This is a genomic window from Qipengyuania pelagi, assembly GCF_009827295.1.
Taxonomy (GTDB): domain Bacteria; phylum Pseudomonadota; class Alphaproteobacteria; order Sphingomonadales; family Sphingomonadaceae; genus Qipengyuania; species Qipengyuania pelagi.
In genome coordinates this window covers 1,508,641-1,530,032 of record NZ_WTYD01000001.1, presented here as the reverse complement: position 1 = coordinate 1,530,032, position 21,392 = coordinate 1,508,641, and the positions used below count along the sequence as shown (strand labels likewise).

Annotated in this window: 24 protein-coding genes; 7 read left to right on the top strand and 17 right to left on the bottom strand. The window is 65.8% G+C overall.

The annotated features are described in order from the left end of the window. Positions 1-97: 97 nt before the first annotated feature. From GRI47_RS07600 to hisG, 8 genes are all read right to left on the bottom strand, one after another. Complete coding sequence (locus tag GRI47_RS07600; protein ID WP_160660677.1) at positions 98-1,027, bottom strand: acyl-CoA thioesterase domain-containing protein; 930 nt, start codon at positions 1,025-1,027, stop codon at positions 98-100. Positions 1,028-1,059: 32 nt separating this feature from the next. After that, a complete protein-coding gene (locus GRI47_RS07595; RefSeq protein WP_160660676.1) occupies positions 1,060-1,923 on the bottom strand; it encodes a cupin-like domain-containing protein in 864 nt (287 codons plus the stop codon). Then, entirely contained in the window at positions 1,920-3,095 is a 1,176-nt protein-coding gene (locus GRI47_RS07590) for a GNAT family N-acetyltransferase (RefSeq protein ID WP_160660675.1), read from the bottom strand. The genes GRI47_RS07595 and GRI47_RS07590 overlap by 4 nt, the downstream gene beginning before the upstream one ends. A 155-nt stretch (positions 3,096-3,250) precedes the next feature. Then, a complete protein-coding gene (locus GRI47_RS07585; RefSeq protein ID WP_160660674.1) occupies positions 3,251-5,404 on the bottom strand; it encodes a sodium-translocating pyrophosphatase in 2,154 nt (717 codons plus the stop codon). A gap of 104 nt (positions 5,405-5,508) precedes the next feature. Further along, complete coding sequence (thiL, locus tag GRI47_RS07580) at positions 5,509-6,363, bottom strand: thiamine-phosphate kinase (RefSeq protein ID WP_160661366.1); 855 nt, start codon at positions 6,361-6,363, stop codon at positions 5,509-5,511. Beyond that, positions 6,360-6,812: a transcription antitermination factor NusB gene (gene nusB, locus GRI47_RS07575; protein WP_160660673.1), complete on the bottom strand. Its 453-nt coding sequence runs from the start codon at positions 6,810-6,812 to the stop codon at positions 6,360-6,362. Before nusB ends, thiL begins: the two co-directional genes overlap by 4 nt. Then, a complete protein-coding gene (hisD, locus tag GRI47_RS07570) occupies positions 6,809-8,098 on the bottom strand; it encodes a histidinol dehydrogenase (RefSeq protein ID WP_202387209.1) in 1,290 nt (429 codons plus the stop codon). The genes nusB and hisD overlap by 4 nt, the downstream gene beginning before the upstream one ends. Beyond that, positions 8,098-8,778: an ATP phosphoribosyltransferase gene (hisG, locus tag GRI47_RS07565; RefSeq protein WP_160660672.1), complete on the bottom strand. Its 681-nt coding sequence runs from the start codon at positions 8,776-8,778 to the stop codon at positions 8,098-8,100. Before hisG ends, hisD begins: the two co-directional genes overlap by 1 nt. A gap of 42 nt (positions 8,779-8,820) precedes the next feature. Here hisG and GRI47_RS07560 point away from each other — a divergent pair, with 42 nt between their 5' ends. Continuing rightward, positions 8,821-9,912 (top strand): DUF2332 domain-containing protein, encoded by a 1,092-nt coding sequence (locus GRI47_RS07560; protein ID WP_237452644.1) that lies wholly within the window; start codon positions 8,821-8,823, stop codon positions 9,910-9,912. 7 nt (positions 9,913-9,919) lie between these two features. Here the strand turns inward: GRI47_RS07560 and GRI47_RS07555 are convergent, their stop codons facing one another. Genes GRI47_RS07555 through GRI47_RS07540 form a run of 4 tightly spaced genes read right to left on the bottom strand, consistent with a single transcriptional unit; the run spans position 9,920 to position 12,636 of the window. After that, complete coding sequence (locus GRI47_RS07555; RefSeq protein WP_160660671.1) at positions 9,920-10,729, bottom strand: SDR family NAD(P)-dependent oxidoreductase; 810 nt, start codon at positions 10,727-10,729, stop codon at positions 9,920-9,922. Positions 10,730-10,739: 10 nt separating this feature from the next. After that, the gene (locus tag GRI47_RS07550; protein ID WP_160660670.1) at positions 10,740-11,630 is read right to left on the bottom strand and encodes a pirin family protein; all 891 of its coding nucleotides are present in this window, start codon (positions 11,628-11,630) and stop codon (positions 10,740-10,742) included. Continuing rightward, positions 11,627-12,367 (bottom strand): glutathione S-transferase, encoded by a 741-nt coding sequence (locus GRI47_RS07545; RefSeq protein WP_337190660.1) that lies wholly within the window; start codon positions 12,365-12,367, stop codon positions 11,627-11,629. The genes GRI47_RS07550 and GRI47_RS07545 overlap by 4 nt, the downstream gene beginning before the upstream one ends. After that, complete coding sequence (locus tag GRI47_RS07540) at positions 12,364-12,636, bottom strand: BolA family protein (protein ID WP_160660669.1); 273 nt, start codon at positions 12,634-12,636, stop codon at positions 12,364-12,366. The genes GRI47_RS07545 and GRI47_RS07540 overlap by 4 nt, the downstream gene beginning before the upstream one ends. A 60-nt stretch (positions 12,637-12,696) precedes the next feature. On the opposite strand from GRI47_RS07540, the gene GRI47_RS07535 reads away from it, so the two are divergent. Next, the gene (locus GRI47_RS07535) at positions 12,697-13,287 is read left to right on the top strand and encodes a DnaJ domain-containing protein (protein ID WP_160660668.1); all 591 of its coding nucleotides are present in this window, start codon (positions 12,697-12,699) and stop codon (positions 13,285-13,287) included. Between the two features lie 20 nt (positions 13,288-13,307). On the opposite strand, the gene GRI47_RS07530 is transcribed toward GRI47_RS07535, so the two are convergent. From GRI47_RS07530 to GRI47_RS07520, 3 genes are read right to left on the bottom strand one after another with little or no spacing between them, the layout of a single operon-like run. Further along, positions 13,308-13,661, bottom strand: a complete 354-nt coding sequence (locus GRI47_RS07530; RefSeq protein ID WP_160660667.1) for a DUF1428 domain-containing protein — start codon at positions 13,659-13,661, stop codon at positions 13,308-13,310. After that, entirely contained in the window at positions 13,658-14,092 is a 435-nt protein-coding gene (locus tag GRI47_RS07525; protein ID WP_160660666.1) for a VOC family protein, read from the bottom strand. The genes GRI47_RS07530 and GRI47_RS07525 overlap by 4 nt, the downstream gene beginning before the upstream one ends. 38 nt (positions 14,093-14,130) lie before the next feature. After that, positions 14,131-14,976 (bottom strand): oxygenase MpaB family protein, encoded by an 846-nt coding sequence (locus GRI47_RS07520; RefSeq protein ID WP_160660665.1) that lies wholly within the window; start codon positions 14,974-14,976, stop codon positions 14,131-14,133. A 54-nt stretch (positions 14,977-15,030) separates the two neighbouring features. Between GRI47_RS07520 and GRI47_RS07515 the strand changes: the two genes are divergently transcribed. Next, positions 15,031-16,023, top strand: a complete 993-nt coding sequence (locus GRI47_RS07515) for an AAA family ATPase (RefSeq protein WP_160660664.1) — start codon at positions 15,031-15,033, stop codon at positions 16,021-16,023. Between the two features lie 49 nt (positions 16,024-16,072). Then, positions 16,073-18,331, top strand: coding sequence for a transglycosylase domain-containing protein (locus GRI47_RS07510; protein ID WP_160660663.1), 2,259 nt, complete (start codon positions 16,073-16,075; stop codon positions 18,329-18,331). 8 nt (positions 18,332-18,339) lie between these two features. Here GRI47_RS07510 and GRI47_RS07505 read toward each other — a convergent pair whose 3' ends face one another. Both GRI47_RS07505 and GRI47_RS07500 read right to left on the bottom strand, forming a co-directional pair. Beyond that, positions 18,340-18,750, bottom strand: a complete 411-nt coding sequence (locus GRI47_RS07505) for a PaaI family thioesterase (protein WP_202387207.1) — start codon at positions 18,748-18,750, stop codon at positions 18,340-18,342. Beyond that, the gene (locus GRI47_RS07500; protein ID WP_160660662.1) at positions 18,743-19,225 is read right to left on the bottom strand and encodes a PaaI family thioesterase; all 483 of its coding nucleotides are present in this window, start codon (positions 19,223-19,225) and stop codon (positions 18,743-18,745) included. The genes GRI47_RS07505 and GRI47_RS07500 overlap by 8 nt, the downstream gene beginning before the upstream one ends. 133 nt (positions 19,226-19,358) lie before the next feature. Between GRI47_RS07500 and GRI47_RS14795 the strand changes: the two genes are divergently transcribed. The 3 genes from GRI47_RS14795 to GRI47_RS07490 are packed head-to-tail and all read left to right on the top strand — an operon-like array spanning position 19,359 to position 21,392. Continuing rightward, a complete protein-coding gene (locus GRI47_RS14795) occupies positions 19,359-19,520 on the top strand; it encodes a hypothetical protein (RefSeq protein ID WP_202387205.1) in 162 nt (53 codons plus the stop codon). Between the two features lie 16 nt (positions 19,521-19,536). Next, positions 19,537-20,505 (top strand): hypothetical protein, encoded by a 969-nt coding sequence (locus GRI47_RS07495; protein WP_160660661.1) that lies wholly within the window; start codon positions 19,537-19,539, stop codon positions 20,503-20,505. Beyond that, entirely contained in the window at positions 20,493-21,392 is a 900-nt protein-coding gene (locus GRI47_RS07490) for a transposase (RefSeq protein ID WP_160660660.1), read from the top strand. The genes GRI47_RS07495 and GRI47_RS07490 overlap by 13 nt, the downstream gene beginning before the upstream one ends.

Sequence of the window (21,392 nt, the reverse complement as noted above, 5' to 3'; positions counted from 1 at the left end):
ATCTTGTCATAGCCAATCAAAGGGCCCCCTCTCGGGGGCCCTTTTTTGTTTAAGGCACGCGCCGGAGTTCTAGCCCGCGCGCGTATCAGACACAGGCTCAGTCCGCACGCTTGCGGACCATGCCTTCCTGCGCGACGCCTGCCACCAATTGCCCGTCGCGATTGAAGATCCGGCCGCGATTGAACCCGCGACTTCCGCCGCTCCACGGGCTGTCGGTGGCATAAAGCAGCCATTCGTCCGCGCGGGCGGGGCGGTGGAACCAGATCGCATGGTCGAGACTCGCGCCTACCAATTCTCCGCGCATCCAGCTCAGCCCGTGCGGCAGCACGCAGGTGCCGAGCAGGGTGAAATCGCTGGCATAGGCGATCACCGCCCGATGCAACGCCGCGTTTTCCGCGAGAGACGGCAGGGTCCCGGCGGTGCGAAACCAGCTATGGCTGTGCGGTTCGCGCGGCTCGCTATTCATCCAGTGCAGGCGATCTGTCGTGCGCATCTCGATCGGGCGCGGACGCAGCATCAAGGCACGCTGCACCTCGCTCAAGCGGTCGCCCAATTTCTCCGCCATCTCCGCGCGCATCTCGGTGTCGGGCCGCAGATCTTCGGGCGGCGCGACATCGGGCATCGCGGCATCCTGATGCTCCAGCCCATCCTGCGGGCGCTGGAAGCTGGCGGAGAGATTGAGGATCGGTTTCACAGCGCCGTCATGCTGCTGGCTGGCAATCACACGGCGGTTGGCGAAGCTGCGACCAGTGAAATCAGCCGAGACATCGTAACCGATCGGACTTCCCTCGACCCCGCCGCGCAGGAAATAGGCGTGGAGCGAATGGGCTTCGAAACCGTCCGGCGCACAGGCCTGGGCCGCCTGCAAGGCCTGGGCGACGACCTGCCCTCCGAACACGCGACCGACGCCGCCGGGCTGGGACCGTCCGACGAAGGGGCCGTCATCCTCCGACCGCTGGACCGTCAGCAGGCGGACGAGGCCGTCGGTCAGGGATTGGGGCGAGCGTTCGGGAGAGCTGTCGGTCACCCGACAGGCCTAACCGCGCTGATTCGCTGCGGTCAACCCGCCCCGAACAGCCTGCGATAGGCTCGATAGGACAGCGACTTCGCCCGGTTCGCGTGCGGCCAGCGTCGCGGAGGGCGGGGCGACAGCCCATAACGCCGCGCCACCCCGTTGAAACAGCGCGCATCGGACTCGCCATAGCTCCATTCCGAACGCCAGGTCACCGAGAGCGATATCGAGCTTTCCGCGCCGTTCCGCACAAAATGCGGTGCCATTACGGGCACGTAGAGCGCCTCGCCGGGCGCTAGCGAAAATTCGGTCCCGCCGGTCAGCAGCTCCTCGCTCCACGGCAATTCGCGGGGTCCGCCGAGGTGGTAGCTCTCATGCACGCGATCGGGGGCATAGCGCGCATCGCCGGCCGGAAACTGCGTCATCGCCTTGTTCCCGGTGAGTTGCAGCAGGATGTTGTGCTCGGGATCGAAGTGATACGGCGTCACCGCGTTCGGGCTGGAGATGAAGACGAAGGCCTGCGGCGTCAGCAATTCGCCGGTCGCGGCCTCGATCTGCGGGCGCAGCTCTTCGAGCAGGGCCATCAGCAGCGCGCGATATTCCGGCACCTGCTCGATATTCTTCAGCACCGCCCAGCTGTTGCTGGTGGCGATGTGGCGGATCGTCTCGCCGATCGAGAGGCCCGTACCGCCCGGCTTGCCATCGACCCCCACGGGCAGATCGCCGCGATTATATTCGATCGCCTTTTCCGGCAGCTTCTCCGCCAGGGCGGCCAGCCCTTCGAGCGACAGCCGCGCGTCGGTCGACAGACGATGAGTCAGCTTGTGCGGAATCTCGGGGTAGTTCGCGGCGAAGATGTCGCGCGCGGCCGATGGGAATGTCGGGGCGAGCGCGGGGTCGTGGACTGTCATGAGCGGTTCTCCAGGCGGCGCGCTTCGAACGAGGTCAGGGCCGTGCCCACCCATCGCCCGAGGCGGCCACCGATCGGGATCGAGACTTTGACGATTTCGCGCCGATCGCGCCAGATATGATCGATCATCGGATGATCGGGCGCGGCACAGCTGTCGGTCAGCGCGATATCCTCGCGTTCGAGCATTGCGAGATTTTCGAGCTGGAGGAGGACGCCGGGCGAAAAGCGGGCGAGTTCCTCGTCATAGGCGGTCTTGAAGCTGAAGGCATGGGGAGGTGCGACGAAACTCGCCAGCATGACCACCGGCTTGCCGTCGAGGTGATAGGCGATGCGCTGGAGGCGACCGAACTTGGCGGCGCCGGTCAGGCTGTCGCGGAACAGGGCTTCGGTGCGCGGATCGCAGGCGAGGGCGGAGTTTTCCGCTCCCTTCCATCCGGTGCGTTCCAATGCGAGGAATTCCTCGATCCAAGTCTCGAGACCCTCCGCATCGTCGTGACGGGAGAAGCGAAGATCGCCCTCTTCCCCGAGCCGACGCAGGCGCCGCGACCAATCCTTGCGGCGCTTCTTGCTGGCGGCCGCAGCAAGATGTTCTTCGGGCGACAGGCCGTGATTGAGAACGGCCCGATCTTCGCGATGGACGATGGCGGGGGCGCGGCCCTGATCCTTGCACACCGCTTGGAGCGCCGCGAGGGTGGGGCTGTCGGCTGGAATGCCGTTTAGGTGAAAGAAGGTAGCGAAGCCGCTCTCGCGATCAGCCCAGGCGAGCAGCCCGCGCCAGAATTCCTGTTCGAAGCCGGGGAGTATCAGCGGTTCGCCGCAAAAGCAGTTGGCATGACCCCACCCGGCAAGGTGCGGCAGAGGCCGCCCGTGATAGCGTGTGGATGCGGTGACGGGCAACAGACCCACCAGTCTGCCATCCTTGACCAGAGAGGCGATCCTGACGTCACCTTCCGGGTCGAAGGCGCGCAGGCCGGGAAGGGCGAACCAGGGCTCGTTGAACGGATTGGGAGACACCACCGCGCAAGCAAGATCGCTCCATTGGCGCACGAAGGCGGGCCTGTCGCAATCCGGCCAGTCGGGCGCCGAAAAGCCTTCCTGCAAGCGCAAGGCGAGAGTGCGCGGGGGCGAACCGCGCCTGTCGCTTCGCCATTTCCTGGCAGAAATTGCATTCATCCGAATTGTCGCCGCCCCATGCGTGCCTCCCCGCTCGGAAGACGCGGTGTCTATAGAAGGGCAAGCGCTTAAACTTGATTAAAACGAGGGTGGACACAAAAAACCCGCCCGGATCGCTCCGGGCGGGTCGTTTGTCCCCGACAAGGGATTTCAGATCATCCAGCGGCCAGCGCAGCAAGCAACAGAAGGGCGACGATGTTGGTGATCTTGATCATCGGATTGACGGCGGGGCCTGCCGTATCCTTGTAGGGATCGCCGACCGTATCGCCCGTCACCGCGGCCTTGTGGGCTTCCGAGCCCTTGCCGCCGTGATTGCCGTCCTCGATATATTTCTTGGCGTTGTCCCACGCGCCGCCGCCTGCGGTCATCGACAGCGCGACGAACAACCCGCCGACGATCACGCCGAGCAGCAAGGCGCCGAGCGCCGCGAAGCCGTTCTCCTGCCCCGCGATCAGGGTGATGACGAAATAGACCACGATCGGCGCCAGCACGGGCAGCATCGAGGGGACGATCATCTCCTTGATCGCCGCCTTCGTCACCAGGTCGACCGTGCGGGCATAGTCGGGCTTGCTGGTGCCCGCCATGATGCCCTTGTCGTTGGCGAACTGGTCGCGCACGTCCTTGACCACGTCGCCCGCCGCGCGGCCCACGGCGGTCATGCCCATCGCCCCGAAGAGATAGGGCAGCAGCGCGCCGAGCAGCAGCCCGACGATGACGTATGGGTTCTCGAGGCTGAAATCGACATCCGCGTTCGGGAAGAACTCGGCGAGGTCGGTGGTGTAGGCCGCGAACAGGACCAAGGCGGCAAGGCCCGCCGATCCGATCGCATAGCCCTTGGTCACCGCCTTGGTCGTGTTGCCCACCGCGTCGAGCAGGTCGGTCTTCTCGCGCACGCTGTCGTCGAGGCCCGCCATTTCGGCGATGCCACCGGCATTGTCGGTGACGGGGCCATAGGCGTCCAGCGCCACGACCATGCCCGCCAGCGCCAACATCGCGGTGGCGGCATAGGCGATGCCCATCAGGCCGGCGAGCTGGAAGGTCGCGATGATGCCCGTCACGATCAGGATCGTGGGCAGCGCGGTCGATTCGAGGCTGATCGCGAGGCCCTGGATGACATTGGTGCCGTGGCCGGTTTCCGAAGCCTTGGCGATCGACCTGACCGGACGGTAATTGGTGCCGGTGTAATATTCGGTGATCCAGATGATGAGCCCGGTAATGGCGAGCCCGATGACCGAGCACCAGAACAGCGCCCAGCCGGTCAGCGTCACAACCTGTTCGGACGTGCCTTCCTCAGCCAGCGGCGCACCCGGATCGACGCCGGTGGCCTGCGCCCCGATAACCGCATCCATGCCGCCCAGCGCATAGTTCATCACGAGCCAGATCAGCGGGATCGAGAGCACGGCGGTGACCGTGAAGCCCTTGTACATCGCGCCCATCACGTTCTGCGTCTTGCCTAGCTTCACGAAATAGGTGCCGATGATGCTGGTGAGGATGCAGGCACCCCCGATCAGCAGCGGCAGCGCCATCATCGGCAGCAGGGCATCGCCCAGCCGCTCGCCGAACAGCAGCGCGGTCAGCACCATGGTGGCGCCGACCGTGACGACATAGGTTTCGAACAGGTCGGCGGCCATCCCGGCGCAGTCGCCGACATTGTCACCGACATTGTCCGCGATCACGGCGGGGTTGCGGGGATCGTCCTCCGGGATTCCCGCCTCGACCTTGCCGACGAGGTCCGCGCCCACATCGGCGGCCTTGGTGAAAATCCCGCCGCCGAGGCGTGCGAAGATGGAGATGAGCGAGGCACCGAAGGCGAGGCCGACCAGCCCGTCGATCACGGCGCGGTCGTTGGCGGCATAGCCTGCCGGGCCGATCAGATACCAGAAGAAGACGGCGATCGCGAGAAGGGCGAGGCCCGCCACCAGCAGGCCCGTGATCGCGCCCGCGCGAAAGGCGAGCGTCAGGCCCTGCTGCAACCCGCTCTGCGCGGCGGCGGCGGTGCGGACGTTCGAGCGCACCGAGATGTTCATCCCGATAAAGCCCGCAACGCCCGACAGGATCGCGCCGATCACGAAGCCGATCGCCGGGATCGCGCCCAGAAACACGCCGACGATGACGGCGACGACCACGCCGACGACCGCGATGGTCGTGTACTGGCGCTTCAGATAGGCTTGCGCCCCTTCCTGGATCGCGGCCGCGATCTCCTGCATTCGCGCATTGCCCGCGCCCGATGCCAGCACCTGGCGGCTGGTGACGAAACCGTACAGGACCGCGAGCAGGCCCAGCACGATGGCTATCCAGATGAGTTCCAAATTCCCCTCCCATTTATTTTTATCGTGTCTCCCGGCGTGGGAACGCCGGTGCACATGGGATAGAGGTATAAGCGGGCAGGATTGCGTGGCAAGGCGCAATCGGATCAGTGGCTGTAGCCGAGCCCGTCCGCGTTCGAGAGCGCCCTGCCGTCCAGAAGCAGGGCGGGGCCTGCGTCAGATACCGTGCCGATCCGGGTGGCTTCCACGGGAAGCGGAAGCTCGGACGGCGCGGTGAAGAGCAATTCGTAATCGTCGCCCCAGCGCAGGCATTCCGCGCGACGGGCTGGATCGGCAACGGGAATGACCTCGCTAGCGAGTTCGATCCGCGTCCCGCTCGCCTCGGCCAACCGCCAGCAATCGAGCAGCAGCCCGTCCGATATGTCCATCATCGCCGTGACGATCGGGGCGAGCGCGCACCCTTCCGCGAGGCGGGGGACGGGGCGGCGATAGGCCGGGCCGTGCTCGCCCTCGGGCGCCTCGAAACCGAGCATGGCGCGGCCGAGCGTGCCGGTGACATAGACCGCATCACCCGCCTTCGCCCCGCGCCGGTCCGGCACCGGATTCGATGTGGCGCGCCCGATCGCGGTGCAGCCCCAGACCCTTCTCCCCTCGGCGCGAACCGTATCGCCGCCGAGCAGGGGCAGATCGAATTCAGAGAGGACCGCCCGCAGGCCCTCGACGAAGCGCTCGTCGCCGTTTCCCAGCATATGCCCGATCAGCACGCCCACCGGCTCGGCCCCCTTTGCCGCGAGATCGGAGAGGTTCACCGCCACGAGTTTCCAGGCAATATCCGCTGGATCCTCGTCCTCGCGCACATGAACCCCCTGGACGAGGGTGTCGTGCGTGAGGATCAGCCGTTCACCACCCAGTTCGATGACCGCGGCATCGTCGCGAAGCCTCCGCGCGGCGGGATCACCGGCCAGCGCGGCCAGCGCGGCGATGAAATCCGCTTCTTTCAGCGCCCGGCATCCTTCGCCACAGCATCCAGCACGCCATTCACGAATTTCGCCTCGCGATCGTCGAAGAAGGCCTTGGCCACATCGACATATTCGCTGATCGCGGTGGCCTTGGTTACGTCAGGCCGAGCGATCAGCTCGTAGGTGCCGCAGCGCAGGATCTGGAGCATGGTCTTGTCGAGGCGGGCCAGCGTCCAGCCTTGCGCCAGCCGCGCGGTCAGCTTGTCGTCGATTTCCTCGCGGCGCGCATCGACGCCGCTTACGACGTCGTCGAAGAAGGCAACCTCGGCATCCGCATATTCGTCGCCTTCGATCTCGCGCCCCAGGCGATGCTGGTGAAATTCGTCGAGCAGGCGGGGAAGGGGAGTCGTCTCCATCTGGCGCTGATACAGCGCCTGGACGGCGGCGAGGCGAGCGGCGCTGCGCGCCTGGCTGCGGGAATTTCTGCTCATTTCAGTCTCAATTCGATGGATTTGGCGTGGGCGGGCAGGCCCTCGGCATGGGCGAGCGCGATGGCGGCGGGGCCGATCGCGGCGAGCGCCTGCGGATTGGCGTCAATGAAGCTGGTGCGCTTCATGAAGTTGAGGACGGACAGTCCGCTGGCGAAGCGCGCGCGGCGGCCGGTGGGTAGGACGTGGTTCGGCCCGGCGACGTAATCGCCGACCGCTTCCGGCGTGGTGCGACCCAGAAACACGCTGCCCGCATGGCGCAGCTTCTGGAACAGGGGCTCGGGATCGGCGACGGCCAGCTGGACATGTTCGGCAGCGAGGCGATCGGCGAGCGGGATCGCAACGTCGAGCGTATCGACCACCACGATCAGCCCGTTCGCTTCCCAGCTGGTGCGCGCGGTCTTGGCCGTGGGAAGGTTCATCAATTGCAGGTCGACGGCGTCTTCGACCAGCTTGGCGAAGCCGCGATCGTCGGTGATGAGGATGGACTGGCTGGTGGGATCGTGCTCGGCCTGGCTCAACAGGTCGGCGGCGATCCAGTCGGGATCGTTGTCCCGGTCCGCGATGACCAGGATTTCGCTCGGCCCGGCGACCATGTCGATCCCGACCACGCCGTAAAGCTGGCGCTTGGCCTCCGCGACCCAGGCATTACCCGGTCCGGTCACGACATCGACGCGGCCGATCCGATCGGTCCCGTAGGCGAGGGCGGCCACGGCCTGCGCCCCGCCGACGCGCCAGATCTCGTCCACGCCCGCGATATGCGCGGCGGCGAGCACCAGCGGATTGCTCTCCCCTTTGGGCGTCGGTGTCGTCACCACGAGGCGATCGACGCCCGCGACCTTGGCGGGAATGGCGTTCATCAGCAGCGATGACGGATAGGCCGCGCGGCCTCCGGGAACGTAGAGTCCCGCTGCCTCCACCGCGTTCCAGCGCGCGCCGATCCGCATTCCGACCGTGTCGGTATAATCGCGATCCTCGGGCAGCTGGCCTTCATGATAGGCGCGGATACGGTCGGCGGCCAGCTGGAGCGCATCGCGCAGATCGGGCTCGAGCTCGGCGTGCGCGGCGGCGCATTCTTCCGCCGTGATGCGCCAGTCGCCATCCTCGGTCAGGCGGTGGTCGTCGAACCGCATGGTGTATTCCACCAGCGCCCGGTCGCCACGCTCGCGCACTTCGCTGAGGATGCGGGCGACATCGCGTGCGACATCGGCATCGCTCTCGCGCCGGTCGCGCACCACGCGTTCAAATGCGCGCTCGAAGCCGTCTTCGCCATGAGTGAGGAATTGCATCAGGCGGCCTTTCCTTCGACATCCTTGGCGCCGATGCGAGCGGCCACTTCCGAGCGGAACGCCTCGACCAGCGCGCCGACGCGGCTGTCGGTCTTGAGCGCGGCGCGATTGACGATCAGGCGCGCCGAGATGTCGAGGATGCGGCTGGTTTCGACAAGGCCGTTTTCGCGGAGCGTCGTGCCCGTAGAGACGAGATCCACGATCCGCCCGGCAAGGCCCAGTTCCGGGGCAATCTCCATCGCGCCATTGAGCTTCACGCATTCGGCCTGGATGCCGAGCGCCTCGAAATGGCGGCGGGTCAGATTGGGATATTTGGTCGCGACCCGCAAATGGCTCGCGCCCGCAATGTCGCGCGCGGCGTCCTTCGGTTCGGCGACAGCGAGGTGGCAGTGGCCGAAATCGAGATCGACGGGGGCGTAGAGTTCGGCGTAATCGAATTCCTCGACCACATCCGATCCCACTATGCCCATTTGCGCCGCGCCATGCGCAACGAAGGTCGCCACGTCGAAGGCGCGCACCCGGATCAGGCGCATATCCTCGCGCGTGGTCGCAAAGGTCAGCGATCGGTTCGCCTTGTCGTGGAAGGCGTCTTCCGGCACCACGCCCGCGCGCGCCATCACCGGCAGCGCCTCGTCGAGGATACGGCCTTTGGGCACGGCGAAGGTGAGTGTCTGCGGCATGGTGCGGGCAGATAGGCAGCGACAGGACAAAGGGCAACACGCATGGCGGCAAACGGACAGACGGGCGGCGGGAAGGAGCCCGGCGCGGTGATGGATATCGTATCCGTACCGCAGGCGATCGCGTGGCAGGCCGAACACGCCGAGCGGGCAGGTGCGCCGGGCACGGGCCGGGTGGTGCGCGGTCTGCTGGCGCTGGAGGACAGCCAGGCGGCGACCGCGCGGCGCATTTTTGCATGGCAGGGGCTTAGCCTGCGCGATGCCATGCCGCTCAGGATTGCGGGCGGCATCCACAACCTCCTGTTGACTGGCGCGGAACCTCGGCTGGCGGATATCTACGAAGGCCGGACCGTCGATCAGGGACAGGTCGACAGCTTGATCCGCGAGGTGGTGGAAAAGCACGATCACGCGCTGCTCCCCTGGCTGGACCATCCGCCCCAGACCAATGAGGCGGGACGATCAGCCGCGCTGATAGCGGGGCTGCTGTGGCTGGCCGAGAGGGTGGCACCACGCTTCGAACTGATCGAGATCGGGGCGAGTGCGGGTATCAACACGATGATGGGCCGCTATCGCTACGAACTGGGCGGTATTGGCGTCGGACCGTCGGGCAGCCGCATGGTAATCGCGCCGGAATGGCGCGGGGCCTCTCCGCCCCAAACCGACCCGCAGATCGTGTCGGCGCGGGGTTGCGATCTCAAGCCGGTCGACCTGACCGACGAAGTGCAGGCGCTTCGTCTCAAGAGCTATGTCTGGCCCGAAGCGAGCCAGCGCATGGCGCGGATCGACACGGCGATCGCCATGGCGAGTCGCTTCCCGCCCGATATCGCGCGGCAGGATGCGGCGAGCTTCGTGGCCGAAGCGCTGGCGGCACCGCAGGAAGAAGGCGTCACGCGCACGCTGATGCATTCGATCGTCTGGCAGTATCTACCCGATGCGGCGCAGGATGATGTCACCGCAGCGATGGAAGAGGCCGGTTCGATGGCGAGCGAGGCGACGCCGCTGGCTTGGCTGGCACTCGAGACCAATCGCGAGACCTTCGCCCACGAATTGCGGGTTCGATACTGGCCGGGCGGGGCGGAGCCGGTCCTGCTCGCCACCGCGCATCCGCATGGGGAATGGGTGGAATGGATCGGCTAGCGCGAGATTACTCGCCCTGCATCTTCTCCATATAGCCCGCCGCCACCATCGCCGCGACCTGATCGAGCAAGTCGTCCGGCGTGCGGCGCATTTCGCCCATTGCTTCCTCAACCCCCTGCGCGACGATAATCTCGCGCTGGCCTTGGACGATCGCATCGACGATCCGTTTTGCGGCCTCTGCGGGCGGAATGCCGTTATCGATCGCCCGGTCGCTCCTGCCGCGCTTCTCGCCGTCTCCGGTGAGCGCATTGCGGCTGACATCGGTGGCGACCGATCCGGGGCAGACGACGTGTACGTCCACTCCGCTTTGCGACAATTCGGCCCGCAGGGCATCGGCATAGCCGATCAGGCCGAACTTCGCGGCGCAATAGGCGGTGCGCAGCGGGACGCCGACCTTGCCTGCGATGCTGGAGATGAAGACCAGCCTGCCCGATTGCCGTTCGGTCAGATGGGGTAGCAAGGCCTGCGTCGCCGCGATCTGGGCGGTCAGGTCGATGGCGATGATATCGCGATAGACCTGCATGGCGGTCTGCGTGGCGGGACTGCGCTGCGAGACACCGGCATTGGCGACGAAGACGTCGACGCCGCGCCAGGCCACCGCTTCCTGCGTCGCGCGCTGCATCGCATCCTCGTCGCGCACGTCGAAGGGAAGCACGAGCGTTTCGGTATCGAGCGACCCGGCCACCGCATCGAGCCGGTCCCGATCGCGGCCCGACAGGATTATCGCGGCCCCGCGCCCGGCCCATTCGCGCGCCAGAGCCGCGCCGATCCCGCTGCTCGCGCCGGTGATCCAGACTGTCTTGCCTTCGAAGCTCATGCTTGCGTCCTCATGGATAGGTTACGGTCTTGGGCGCGCCTTCGGGCAGGGGGATGAACTCCTCCGCATCGCCCGGAACCTTCGGAAACCGGCCCTCGCGCCAGTCCTGTTTCGCCTGTTCGATCCGTTCGCGGCTGGAGCTGACGAAATTCCACCACGCATGGCGGCGGGTCGAAAAGGCCTCGCCGCCGAGCAGCATGACCCGCCCGCCAGCGCTGCTTTCGAGCGTCATTTCGCGCCCCGGCTTCAGCACCGCCAATTCGTAGAGCTTGAGTGCGATACCGTCGATCCGCGCCTCGCCGCCCACCAGCATCACCGCGCGCTCGTCCGCCTCGTCCTCGATCGGGATCGCGCCGCCCGGTTGCAGGACGATTTCGGCATAGATCGTGCCGGCATGGGTGGTGGTCGCGGCGCGTTCGCCCCACAATTCGCCCATGATGACGATGGCCTTGCTGCGCCCGTCCTCGATCACCGGAAGATCGCCGATCGCCTCGAAAGCGGGGTCGATTTCCTCGCGCCCGTCGGGCAGGGCCAGCCAGGTCTGCATTCCGTAGAGCCGCGGCCCCGCATCGCGCTCTTCCTGGGGGGAGCGTTCCGAATGGACGATCCCGCGCCCCGCGGTCATCAGATTGATCTGGCCGGGCCGGATCGTGGAAAAGCTGCCCAGGCTGTCGCGGTGATCGATCGCGCCTTCGAACAGCCAGGTCACCGTGGAAAGGTCGATATGCGGGTGCGGCCGCACGTCCATTCCGGTTCCGAGGTCGAGCTGGGCCGGGCCGAACTGGTCGACGAAGATGAACGGGCCGACCATGCTCAACGCCTTGGATGGCAACACCCGGCGCACCTCGAACTGGCCGAGATCGTGCGTGGTGGGGGTTAGCGTTTGCGTGATATTGCTCATGCTGCGTCCAATTCCGGGTAGTGGCGGAAGATTCCGTCTTCGTTGAAGGCGATCCGGCGTTCGCTGTCCAGATAGCGGGCGATACCCTCGATCCCGGCCACAGCATCGCGGCAGGCGACGAGGCGCGGATAACCGGGCTCGATCGCGGCCATGCGCTGGGGAAACGCGTAGCGCAGTCCCTCCACCAGCTGGAACAGCGAAGTGTCGACATGGCTCCAGCTTTCGCCCGCCATGAAGGGGCCGTCCTTCACACCGAGCGCCCGTTCGTAATGGTCGAAATATTTCGGAATCCGTTCCGAGCGAAATTTTTCGGCGGCGGTTTTGGCGGCGTCCTTCTGATCGTCGTAATAGAGGCTGCTGGCAATCGGATGATGGACAGCGTGCACTTCGGCGACGATGTCCGTGATGGTCAATTGCAGCTGGATCAGGTGCAGATCGGTAGCGGTATCGCCGGTTGTGCGGCCATGCTTCTCGGCCAGCCAGGTGACGATGTGCGCGACCTGCGCGATGGCGAAACCGGTCTCGCGCTCGACCAGATAGGGCGGGGCGTAGGGGGCGAAGCCGTTTTTTGCGCGGTGTTCCATATCCTCGACCAGAGCCTGCGCATCCCCCTCACGCGCCCGGTCGCGCCAGCCGATATCGGCGGCGGCGAGGAACAGGCGGACGAACTCGCCGCGCCCTTGGATAGAAGGCCAGTACCAGAGATCGTAGGGCGCCTCGATTTCCGACCCACTCACGGCGTCGGGGCCGAAGCCTGGATGGCGAGGGCGTGGACCCGCTCGCCCGGAATGTCGCCCAGCGCTTTGTTGACCATGCGCTGGCGTTCGACCCGGCTCTTGTCGGCAAAAGCGGGTGCTTCGATGGCGACGGTGAAATGCGATTCCCCGCTCCCGTCATCGCCCATATGGCCGCTGTGCTTCGCGCTGTCGTTGACGACTTCAAGCCGTGTGGGGTTGAAGGCTTCGGTGAGCAGGCGCTCCATTTCCTGCTGGACGGTTTCCGCCATGCGTTCGTTCTCCTGTCTGCGGGCTTTCCATCGCGGCGCCCAATCCCCATCCTAAACCGAATGCGGCAGACAAAGTTTCATGGACGATACGAAGCGGACGGGCGAGTGTGCGAACATCCCGCCTGCACCGAACCGGGGGAATTCCGCGCGCCGGGGCATGGGCACGGGTTCGACGGGCCGGGTGGCTGGCGCTGGATGTGCCTCGATCACGTGCGCGAATTCAATGCGGGATACGACTGGTTCGAAGGGATGAGCGCGGAAGAAATCCTGCACGCGCAGGCGCCGACCAGCGGATGGCGGACCGAAAGCCCCACCTTTCGCCCTACTGCCGGTGTCGACGGAATGCCGCGCTGGAGCGATTACGACGATCCGCTCGATGCGATCGCCGCGCGGGCTGCGGGGATCAAGAGCCGCGCGCGGCGGCAGGCGGAGATGGCAATGGACGGGCGCTTCTCGAAGGGCGAGGCCATGGCGCTCGAAACGATGGGGCTGGGCCTCGACGCGGACCGGCGGCGATTGCGGCGGCGCTATTCCGAACTCGTGCGCCGCTATCACCCCGATCGCAATGGCGGTGACAGGAAATACGAGGCGCTGCTGGGCCAGGTAGTCGAAGCCTATCAGCTGCTCAGAAAGAGCAGTGCCTTCGCCTGAGGATCGGGCGTGTACGGGGATCAGGCTTCGGCGGAAAAGATCGTTTCGAAACCGCCATAGATCATGCGCTTGCCATCGAAGGGCATGGCGAGCGAGTGCCAGCGCTCGTCGCTTTCATAGCTGTCCTCGCACGCCTTGCTGGTTTCCCTGTCGGGCCAGACGATGAAGCTGTAGACCACGGTCTCGCCATCCTTGAGGTCGACCGCGCGGCGCAGATCGGTCTGCTTGCCTTCGGGGACGTGATCGCCCCAATTCTCCATCATCGAAAGTGCGCCATATTCCTTGAACAGCGGCCAGGCATCCTTGGCGGACTGGAGATATTCGGCTTTGCGGCTTTCCTCCACCGGGGTCACGAAACCGCTCACATAGGTCATTGATCGTCTCCTTGTCCGGCATCGGTTACGGGCGGGGTCCAGTCGGGGTCCATCCACATGGTCTCCCAGATATGCCCGTCCGGGTCCTCGATCGCGCCGCCATAGAGGAAGCCCTGATCTTCGATGGCGCGCGGTTCGGTGCCGCCCGCTTGGCGCGCGGCCGCGTGGATCGCATCGACCGCTTCCCTGCCGTCGAAGGACAGGCAATTGAGAACCCCGCTAGTCGTCCGCGCGTCGATGATCGCCTTGTCGGTGAAGGTCGCGTAGAAGTCATGGGCGAGCAGCATCACGCTGATCGTATCGGACCAGACCATTGCGCTGGCCTGCTCGTTCGAGAAGGCGGCGTTCCGTTCGAAGCCCAACGCCTCGTAAAACGCGGTGGAGCGCGCCACATCGTGCACGGGGAGGTTGATGAAGATCGTTTTCGCCATTGCCGCTCTCCTCGACTGGTCTCTCGTCTAGCAGAGGTTCAACTCTGGCGGAATGCCCAACGCAGGGTCTTGCCGACGCCCCAGGTCGCGGCGCGGGCGGGCAGGGCGGCGAGGCCGGGCCGCTCCAGCCCCAGCATCGAGCGGGCGAAGGGCGGCAGTAGCGCCACCGCCTCGCTGCCGAGCATGGCCTGGACGGCGCGCGGCGCGCCTGCGGGCCGCTGGTTGAGCACGAGGTCGGCGATCTCGCGCGCTTCGGCACTCGTCGTCAGATCGCCGCGCAAATCGCGGAAGATCGCTTCGGCCTCGTTGCGGTCCAGCGGGACCGGATCGGCGCCGAGAGCGCGAGCGATCACGGCGAACTGGCGATAATACTCGTCCTGCTCGTGGCCCGGCATACCGGGGCGCACATGCCTCAGATACGCGGCGAGGAAACTGGTCGCCTCCGCCACATGCACCCAGGCGAGGACGCGCGGATCGGTGGCGGCATAGGGCGTTCCGTGCGGCAGCGTCCCACCGACCTTGGCATGGATGCGATTGACGCGCTCGATCGCGCGCATCGCTTGGTCGCGATGGCCGAACGTCGTCGTGGCGATGAAGCGCGCGGTGCGGCGTAGCCGTCCATGCATGTCGGCGCGGAAATTCGAATGGTCGAGCACGCCCTGAAGCGCGTGGGGGTGCAGCATCTGCAAGAGGAGCCCGCGTATCCCGCCAACCATCATCCCGACCACATCGGCATGGACCATGCGGATCGGGCTGTCCTTCTCGAACAGGGCATCGCCCGATGGCGGCACCGGTTCCTCGCCGCTCTGCGCATCATTGAACACCGCGCGCACCCGACCGACAAGGGCGAGGCGGAGGCGTTCGGAAAGGGGATCTGTCGCCATCGCCAGCCAATATAGGGTTGGCGCTCGCGGGATAAATGCCTAGGTCCGCCAGCGATGACCGACACGACCGACAAAAGCTTCGAACCTTCCGCGAAAACCGTGCTGAGCGCCCCCGATACCACGGTGGACGTGCGCGAAACGTTCGGCATCGATATCGACTGGCAGGTGCCCGCTTTCTCGCAGCCGGACGAGCGCACCCCCGATCGCGACGACAGCTATGTCTTCGAAGCCGACACCACGATGGCCATCCTCGCCGGCTTCGCGCATGACCGGCGCGTGATGGTGCAGGGCTATCACGGCACGGGCAAGTCGACGCATATCGAACAGGTCGCCGCGCGCCTCAACTGGCCGTGCATCCGCATCAATCTCGATGCGCATATCAGCCGCATCGACCTGATCGGGCGCGACGCGATCGTGCTGCGCGACGGGTTGCAGGTGACCGAATTCCGCGAGGGCCTGCTGCCCTGGGCGTTGCAGCACCCCGTCGCGCTCGTCTTCGACGAGTACGATGCAGGCCGCCCGGACGTCATGTTCGTGATCCAGCGTGTGCTGGAACAGCAGGGCAAGCTGACTCTGCTCGACCAGAACCGCGTGATCCGCCCCGATCCGAATTTCCGCCTGTTCGCGACCTCGAACACGGTCGGGCTCGGCGATACCAGCGGACTCTATCACGGGACGCAGGCGATCAATCAGGGGCAGATGGACCGCTGGAACATCGTGGTCGGCCTCAACTATCTCCCTGCCGAGACCGAGCAGGAAATCGTCGCGGCGAAGAACCCCGATCTCGACCCCAAGATGCTGGCTGACATGATCAAGGTCGCCGACCTGTCGCGCCAGGGCTTCATCAACGGCGATATCTCCACCGTGATGAGCCCGCGCACGGTCATCACCTGGGCGCAGAATTATGCGATCTTCAAGGATATCGGCTTCGCCTTCCGCCTCAGCTTCCTCAACAAATGCGACGAGGAAGAGCGGATGCTGGTCGCCGAATATTACCAGCGCGTGTTCGGCGAGGACCTGCCTGAAAGCGTGGTCGGGAAAGGTTAAGCTGCAAGCCCCTAGAAATGACTGTGTTGTTGGACTAGCACAGTAAGCGATGGGCCTTTTCGATTCCTTCGGGCGCAAGCGGGGCAGGGATGCGGAGCCCGCGCCGCATCGCGGCTATTACGCGCTGCATGACGGGCTGGGCCCCGATCCCGACGACGACCCCGATGACGAGGATGGTCGTGATTTCGGCGCCTATCGGCCCAATCCCCGCGCGCCTGCCTATGACGAATGGGATGCCCGGCTCAGCCATCTCGATGGGGCGATCGAGAGCGAGGAGCGGCGCAGGCTGCCCTGGTGGCGGCCCGCTTATTGGCGCGATCGCCGCAAACGCTGGTGGGCGGTGCGGATCGTCGCCGCTGCGATCGGCCTGTTCATCGTGCTGGTGGCTTGGTTGGCGATCACCGCGCCGCTGAACAAATCGCTGGAACCCGTCGTCCCGCCGCAGATCACCTTGCTGGCGGCGGACGGCACGCCGATCGCCCGCAATGGCGCGATCGTGGACGATCCGGTGAAGATCGCCACGCTGCCCCCGCACGTCGTGGAGGCGTTTCTGGCGGTCGAGGACCGGCGCTTTTACTCTCACTGGGGGATCGATCCGCGCGGCATCGCCCGCGCCGCCTGGACCGGATATGGCGGCGGATCGACGATCACTCAGCAGCTCGCGAAATTTACCTTCCTGACGTCCGAACAGACGCTGACCCGCAAGGCGCGCGAAATGCTGATCGCGTTCTGGCTGGAAAGCTGGCTGACCAAGGACGAAATCCTCGAACGCTATCTCTCGAACGCCTATTTCGGCGACAACGTCTACGGCCTGCGCGCGGCGAGTATGCATTTCTTCTATCGCAAGCCGGAAAACCTGACCGAGAGCCAGGCGGCGATGCTGGCCGGGCTGGTGCAGGCCCCGTCGCGCTACAATCCGGTGAAGCATTACGACCGGGCCGAGCGGCGAATGCAGACGGTGATCGGCACCATGGTGGCGGCGGGTTACCTGACCGAGGCCGAGGCTGCGCGCATCCGCCCGCCCGCGCTCGACGTCAGGACCAAGAGCGACCTTCCCACCGGCACCTATTTCGCGGACTGGGCTTTACCCCAGGCGCGTGAGCTGGCCGAAAGCGGCTATGCGCGGCAGACGCTGACCACCACGCTCGACAGCCGCTTGCAGGCCATCGCCCGCGACGTGACGGGCCGCGCTTCGCTCGGCGGGGCGCAGGTCGCGCTGGTGGCGATGCGGCCGAATGGCGAAGTGGTCGCGATGATCGGTGGGACCGATTACGCCAAATCCCCCTTCAACCGCGCCACGCAGGCCAAGCGCCAGCCGGGATCGACCTTCAAGCTGTTCGTCTATCTCGCGGCGCTCCAGGCGGGCTGGGATCCCGACGAGAGAATCGCCAATACCGAGATCACCGAAGGCAGCTATCGCCCCAAGAACGCGCTCGGCCGCTATTCCGACAGCCTGTTGCTGCGCGAAGCCTTCGCGCAATCGAGCAATGTCGCTGCGGTGCGCCTCTATGGCGAGGTGGGGAGCGAGGCGGTGATCCGGGCGGCGCGCGAACTGGGGGTAAGCTCGCCGCTGACGGAAGGCGATCCTAGCCTGGCGCTCGGCACCAACACCATGACGCTGCTGGAACTGACCGCCGCCTATGCGGGCATTGCGGGCAACGCCTTTCCTGTCGAACCCCATGCCTTCGTGCGGCCCGAAAGAAGCTGGTGGCAGAATCTGATCGACGGGCCCGACAGCCTGTCCGGTCGCAAGCACGAGGGGATGGAGTCGATGCTGCGCCAGGCGGTCAATTCGGGCACTGGCCGCGCGGCGATGCTGGCCGTGCCGAATTACGGCAAGACCGGCACCACGCAGGACAATCGCGACGCACTGTTCGTGGGCTATGCGGGCGAGGGCGAGGATCGGCTGGTCGTCGGCGTGTGGGTCGGGAATGACGATAATTCCCCCCTCGGCAAGGTCAGCGGCGGGACCGTGCCTGCGCGGATATGGAAGGACTTCATGCGCCGGGCGAGCGGTGCGGCGTCTGCCCCGCGCGCCAATCCGACGCAGCAGGCCGATCCGGGCGGCCCGGTCGAACCGCTCGACGTGCCCGATGCCGCCGACATTCCGATGGAGGACGGCTCGCGCCTGCAAATTCGCGAGGGTGAGGTGATCTATTCGAGCGATCTCAACGGCGAACCGTTCGATATCCGCCTCGGCGAAGACGGTGTCAGAGTCGATTCCGAGAGGATCGAGGAAGCGCGGCGGCGTGCGGACGAGATACGCCGCGAAGCCGACGAAAGAGCGCGCGAGGTCGACGGATTCTAGCCCAGGTTTCAGTCCAGGTCGCGGATCATCACATTCATCACCGCGCTGGCGATCGGCTTCGCGGGATCGTCCTGCCAAGCCTCGACCGAGAGGTTTGCCGTCCGCCGCCCCAGCTTGACGATGCGCGCGCTGGCATAGCTGCGCTTCTCATCGCCCGCGCGCAAAAACTGGACCGTGATGTTGATCGGCACGAAGCTGGCCGCGCGTCCGGTTTTGGCGAGCGCCGCGCGCAGGGCGCCGTATCCCGCCGTCTCCAGCAAGCCGCTGATCGCACCGCCATGCAGCGCCCCCGGACGGCCCAGCACCGCTTCGGAGAAGTCGACATGAAGGACGGGCGCGTCGTCCTCCCACCGGTCGAGCGCAATGCCGAGCGAGCGGGCATAGGGCGTCAGCAGGGCGATATCGGGCGCATCAGCCATTGGCTTGCTCCCCAATCCGGTCAGCAGGGAGATCGACGGTGCGCTTGTCGATCGTCATGAAGACCGCCTGCATATGCGCGACCGGATCGTCCGGGTCGCCATCATGCGCGATTCCCCTTACGAAGGCGGCGGAGCGGGTGGTGCGATAGCACTGGACACGCCCGAACACAGAATTGCGCTCGCGCGCGGGCCGGGTGTAATCGACGCGCAGATCGAGCGTGGCGATGGCGCGGAATTCACCCGTCCGGGTCCAGATCGAGAGGCCACCCGCCATGTCGAGCAGGCTGACGATCGGGCCGGAGGCGAGCACATCGCGCCCTTCTTGGCCCAGAAGATCCTCGCGCCAAGGCAGCTCCATCTCGACCCAGTCCTCGCCATGATCGGAAAAGCGCATACCGAGCCAGCCATTATGCGCGCGCGCGACGAGGAAATCGGCGGCGACCGCGGGATCGAAACGGGGTGTGGCATCGGACATCGCGGCGGCATCTGCCCCGCGAAAGGGCGGATTACAACGGTTTAATTTCCCTCGCGCCGCGGCGGGCGCCAGCGTGCATCGAGCGAGGGTGCGAAGGGTTCGCACGCCACGACAGAGGGGATTTTCTTCCGCCATGACGCTTCCGATTCTCGATCTCGACCTGCTGCCCGATCTCGACACCGTGACCGGCCTTTTCGGCAGCCTTTCCGACCTCGCCAGTGCCAGCACCGACGATCGCGCGGTCGTCATCATGATCTACGTCTACGAGATGATGCCGCCGGATTCGTTCTTCTAAAACGAAGCAGGACAGGATGCGGATCGATCCGGCGATCGCCGAATGGCGGCGCGATGGCGCGGCCCAGCGATCCGCGCAGCGCGACTTGGAATCCGCGCGCCAGACATGGCGGGACGGGGCGGCGCGCTCGCTGCTAGCCGATCTCGACCGCTATGGTGCGGGGGAAGAGCTGGGCTGCTGCCACGAGCTTCAATCGGCTCTGCGATGTCCGACCACGGCTGACGCACTGCTTGCGCCGCTGATTTCTGCGATGATCGCGGGGCAAGGCCGCCATCCGCTCGGCCAGGTGCCGTTTCGCCATCATTATTCGCATGGCAGCGGATTGGTGCAATTGGCGGCCAGCGGACGTGCGACCGTGTTGCTGGTCTTTTACGAAGCGGTGTCTTCGAAAGATCAGGCGGACACTATCGCCTTCGCGGATGGGGAGCGGCACGAGCTGTGTCTGGCGGGCGCTGCGAGCGGGCACCTGTTTGCGCTGGAAAAGCAAGCCGATGGGGCGGCGCGGATCGCGTCGGAACCTCTCGATCTGCGACGTGGCGTGGCGCTGAAACTGGGTGGCGATCGCACCAAGCGTCTCGAGAGGATCGCTGGCCGCCTTGTCATTCTGCGCCTTGCGAGGGAGGCCGTAAATCCGCGCCCCTCGCACGAATATCGGATCGCCGATGGCGCCCTGATCCACCGGGCGAGCGGAGACCGGGAGGAAAGCCGCGAGGAGATCGCCATCGCCCTTTTGGCGCGCATGGGGCGACAGGATGCGGCGCCGGTGCTGGCGCGGATCACGCGATCGGGACGCAGCGACCACCTTCGCTGGCAGGCGCTGCGGGCCGCGCTCGCACTCGATACGGCCTGCGGATTTGCGCAGCTCTCCGCGATCGCGGAGGACAGGGGCGATGCGCTTCGAGAACCCGCGCGGCTGTTGCGGGATCATCTGCTCGCCAGCCATCCGCAGCTTGCCAAACTGGAACCCGGCCTGTGCCCCGCCTGATCGCAAACGCCGAGACCCGATCCGCCTCTCTCGAGGAGACGATCGACGAATTGCACCGGATCGGCTTCGACCCGCAGCACGAGGGCAGTGTCGATCACGCCGCGCGAGCCCTACAAAGGCTCGCCAATGACCGCGAATTCCTCGGCGATCTTCTCCTCGATATGCTGGCGGGCAGGGCGGCTTCACCACAGAGCGGTTATGGCCCGCAGGCGATCGTCCTGTCTCCGCCGCGCGGCGAATGGTTCCTGCGCGCCAATATCTGGCCGAGCGAGCGCGACACCTGTCTGAAAAGCAGCGGCGCGGCGCATTTCGTCTACGGCGCGCCCCACGATCACAATTTCGATTTTCTCACGGTGGGCTATTTCGGCCCCGGCTATGTGAGCGATTATTATGAGTATGATTACGAGCGGGTCACCGGATGGCGCGGCGAAGCGGCAGGGCTTCGCTTTGTCGAGCGCAGCGCGCTGTCAGAGGGAAAGACCCTGCTCTACCGCGCGCATCGCGACGTGCACTCGCAATTGCCGCCCGAGACGATGTCGGTTTCGCTCAACATACTGAGGATCGATCCGGCGCAGGCCTGGTGCGACCAGTACGGGTTCGACCTCGAGCACGGGATCGTCAGCCATGTCCTCAACCCGACCTCGAGCGAGACCTTCCTGCGCTGTGCGGTGGGGCTTGGCGGGGAAGGGCCTCGCGATCTGGCCGATCATTTCGGACGGCATCACCCGAGCGACCGGATGCGGCTGGCAAGTTTCGAGGCGCGGGCGATGCTGGCCGATGCGGGCGAGGCCGACGCGCTGTGGCGAACGGCGGAGAAGTCAGGCAACCGGCTGGTTGCGGGAGAGGCTAAATTTCGCCGCGCGGAGATCGAGACGGCGCTGCCCTAG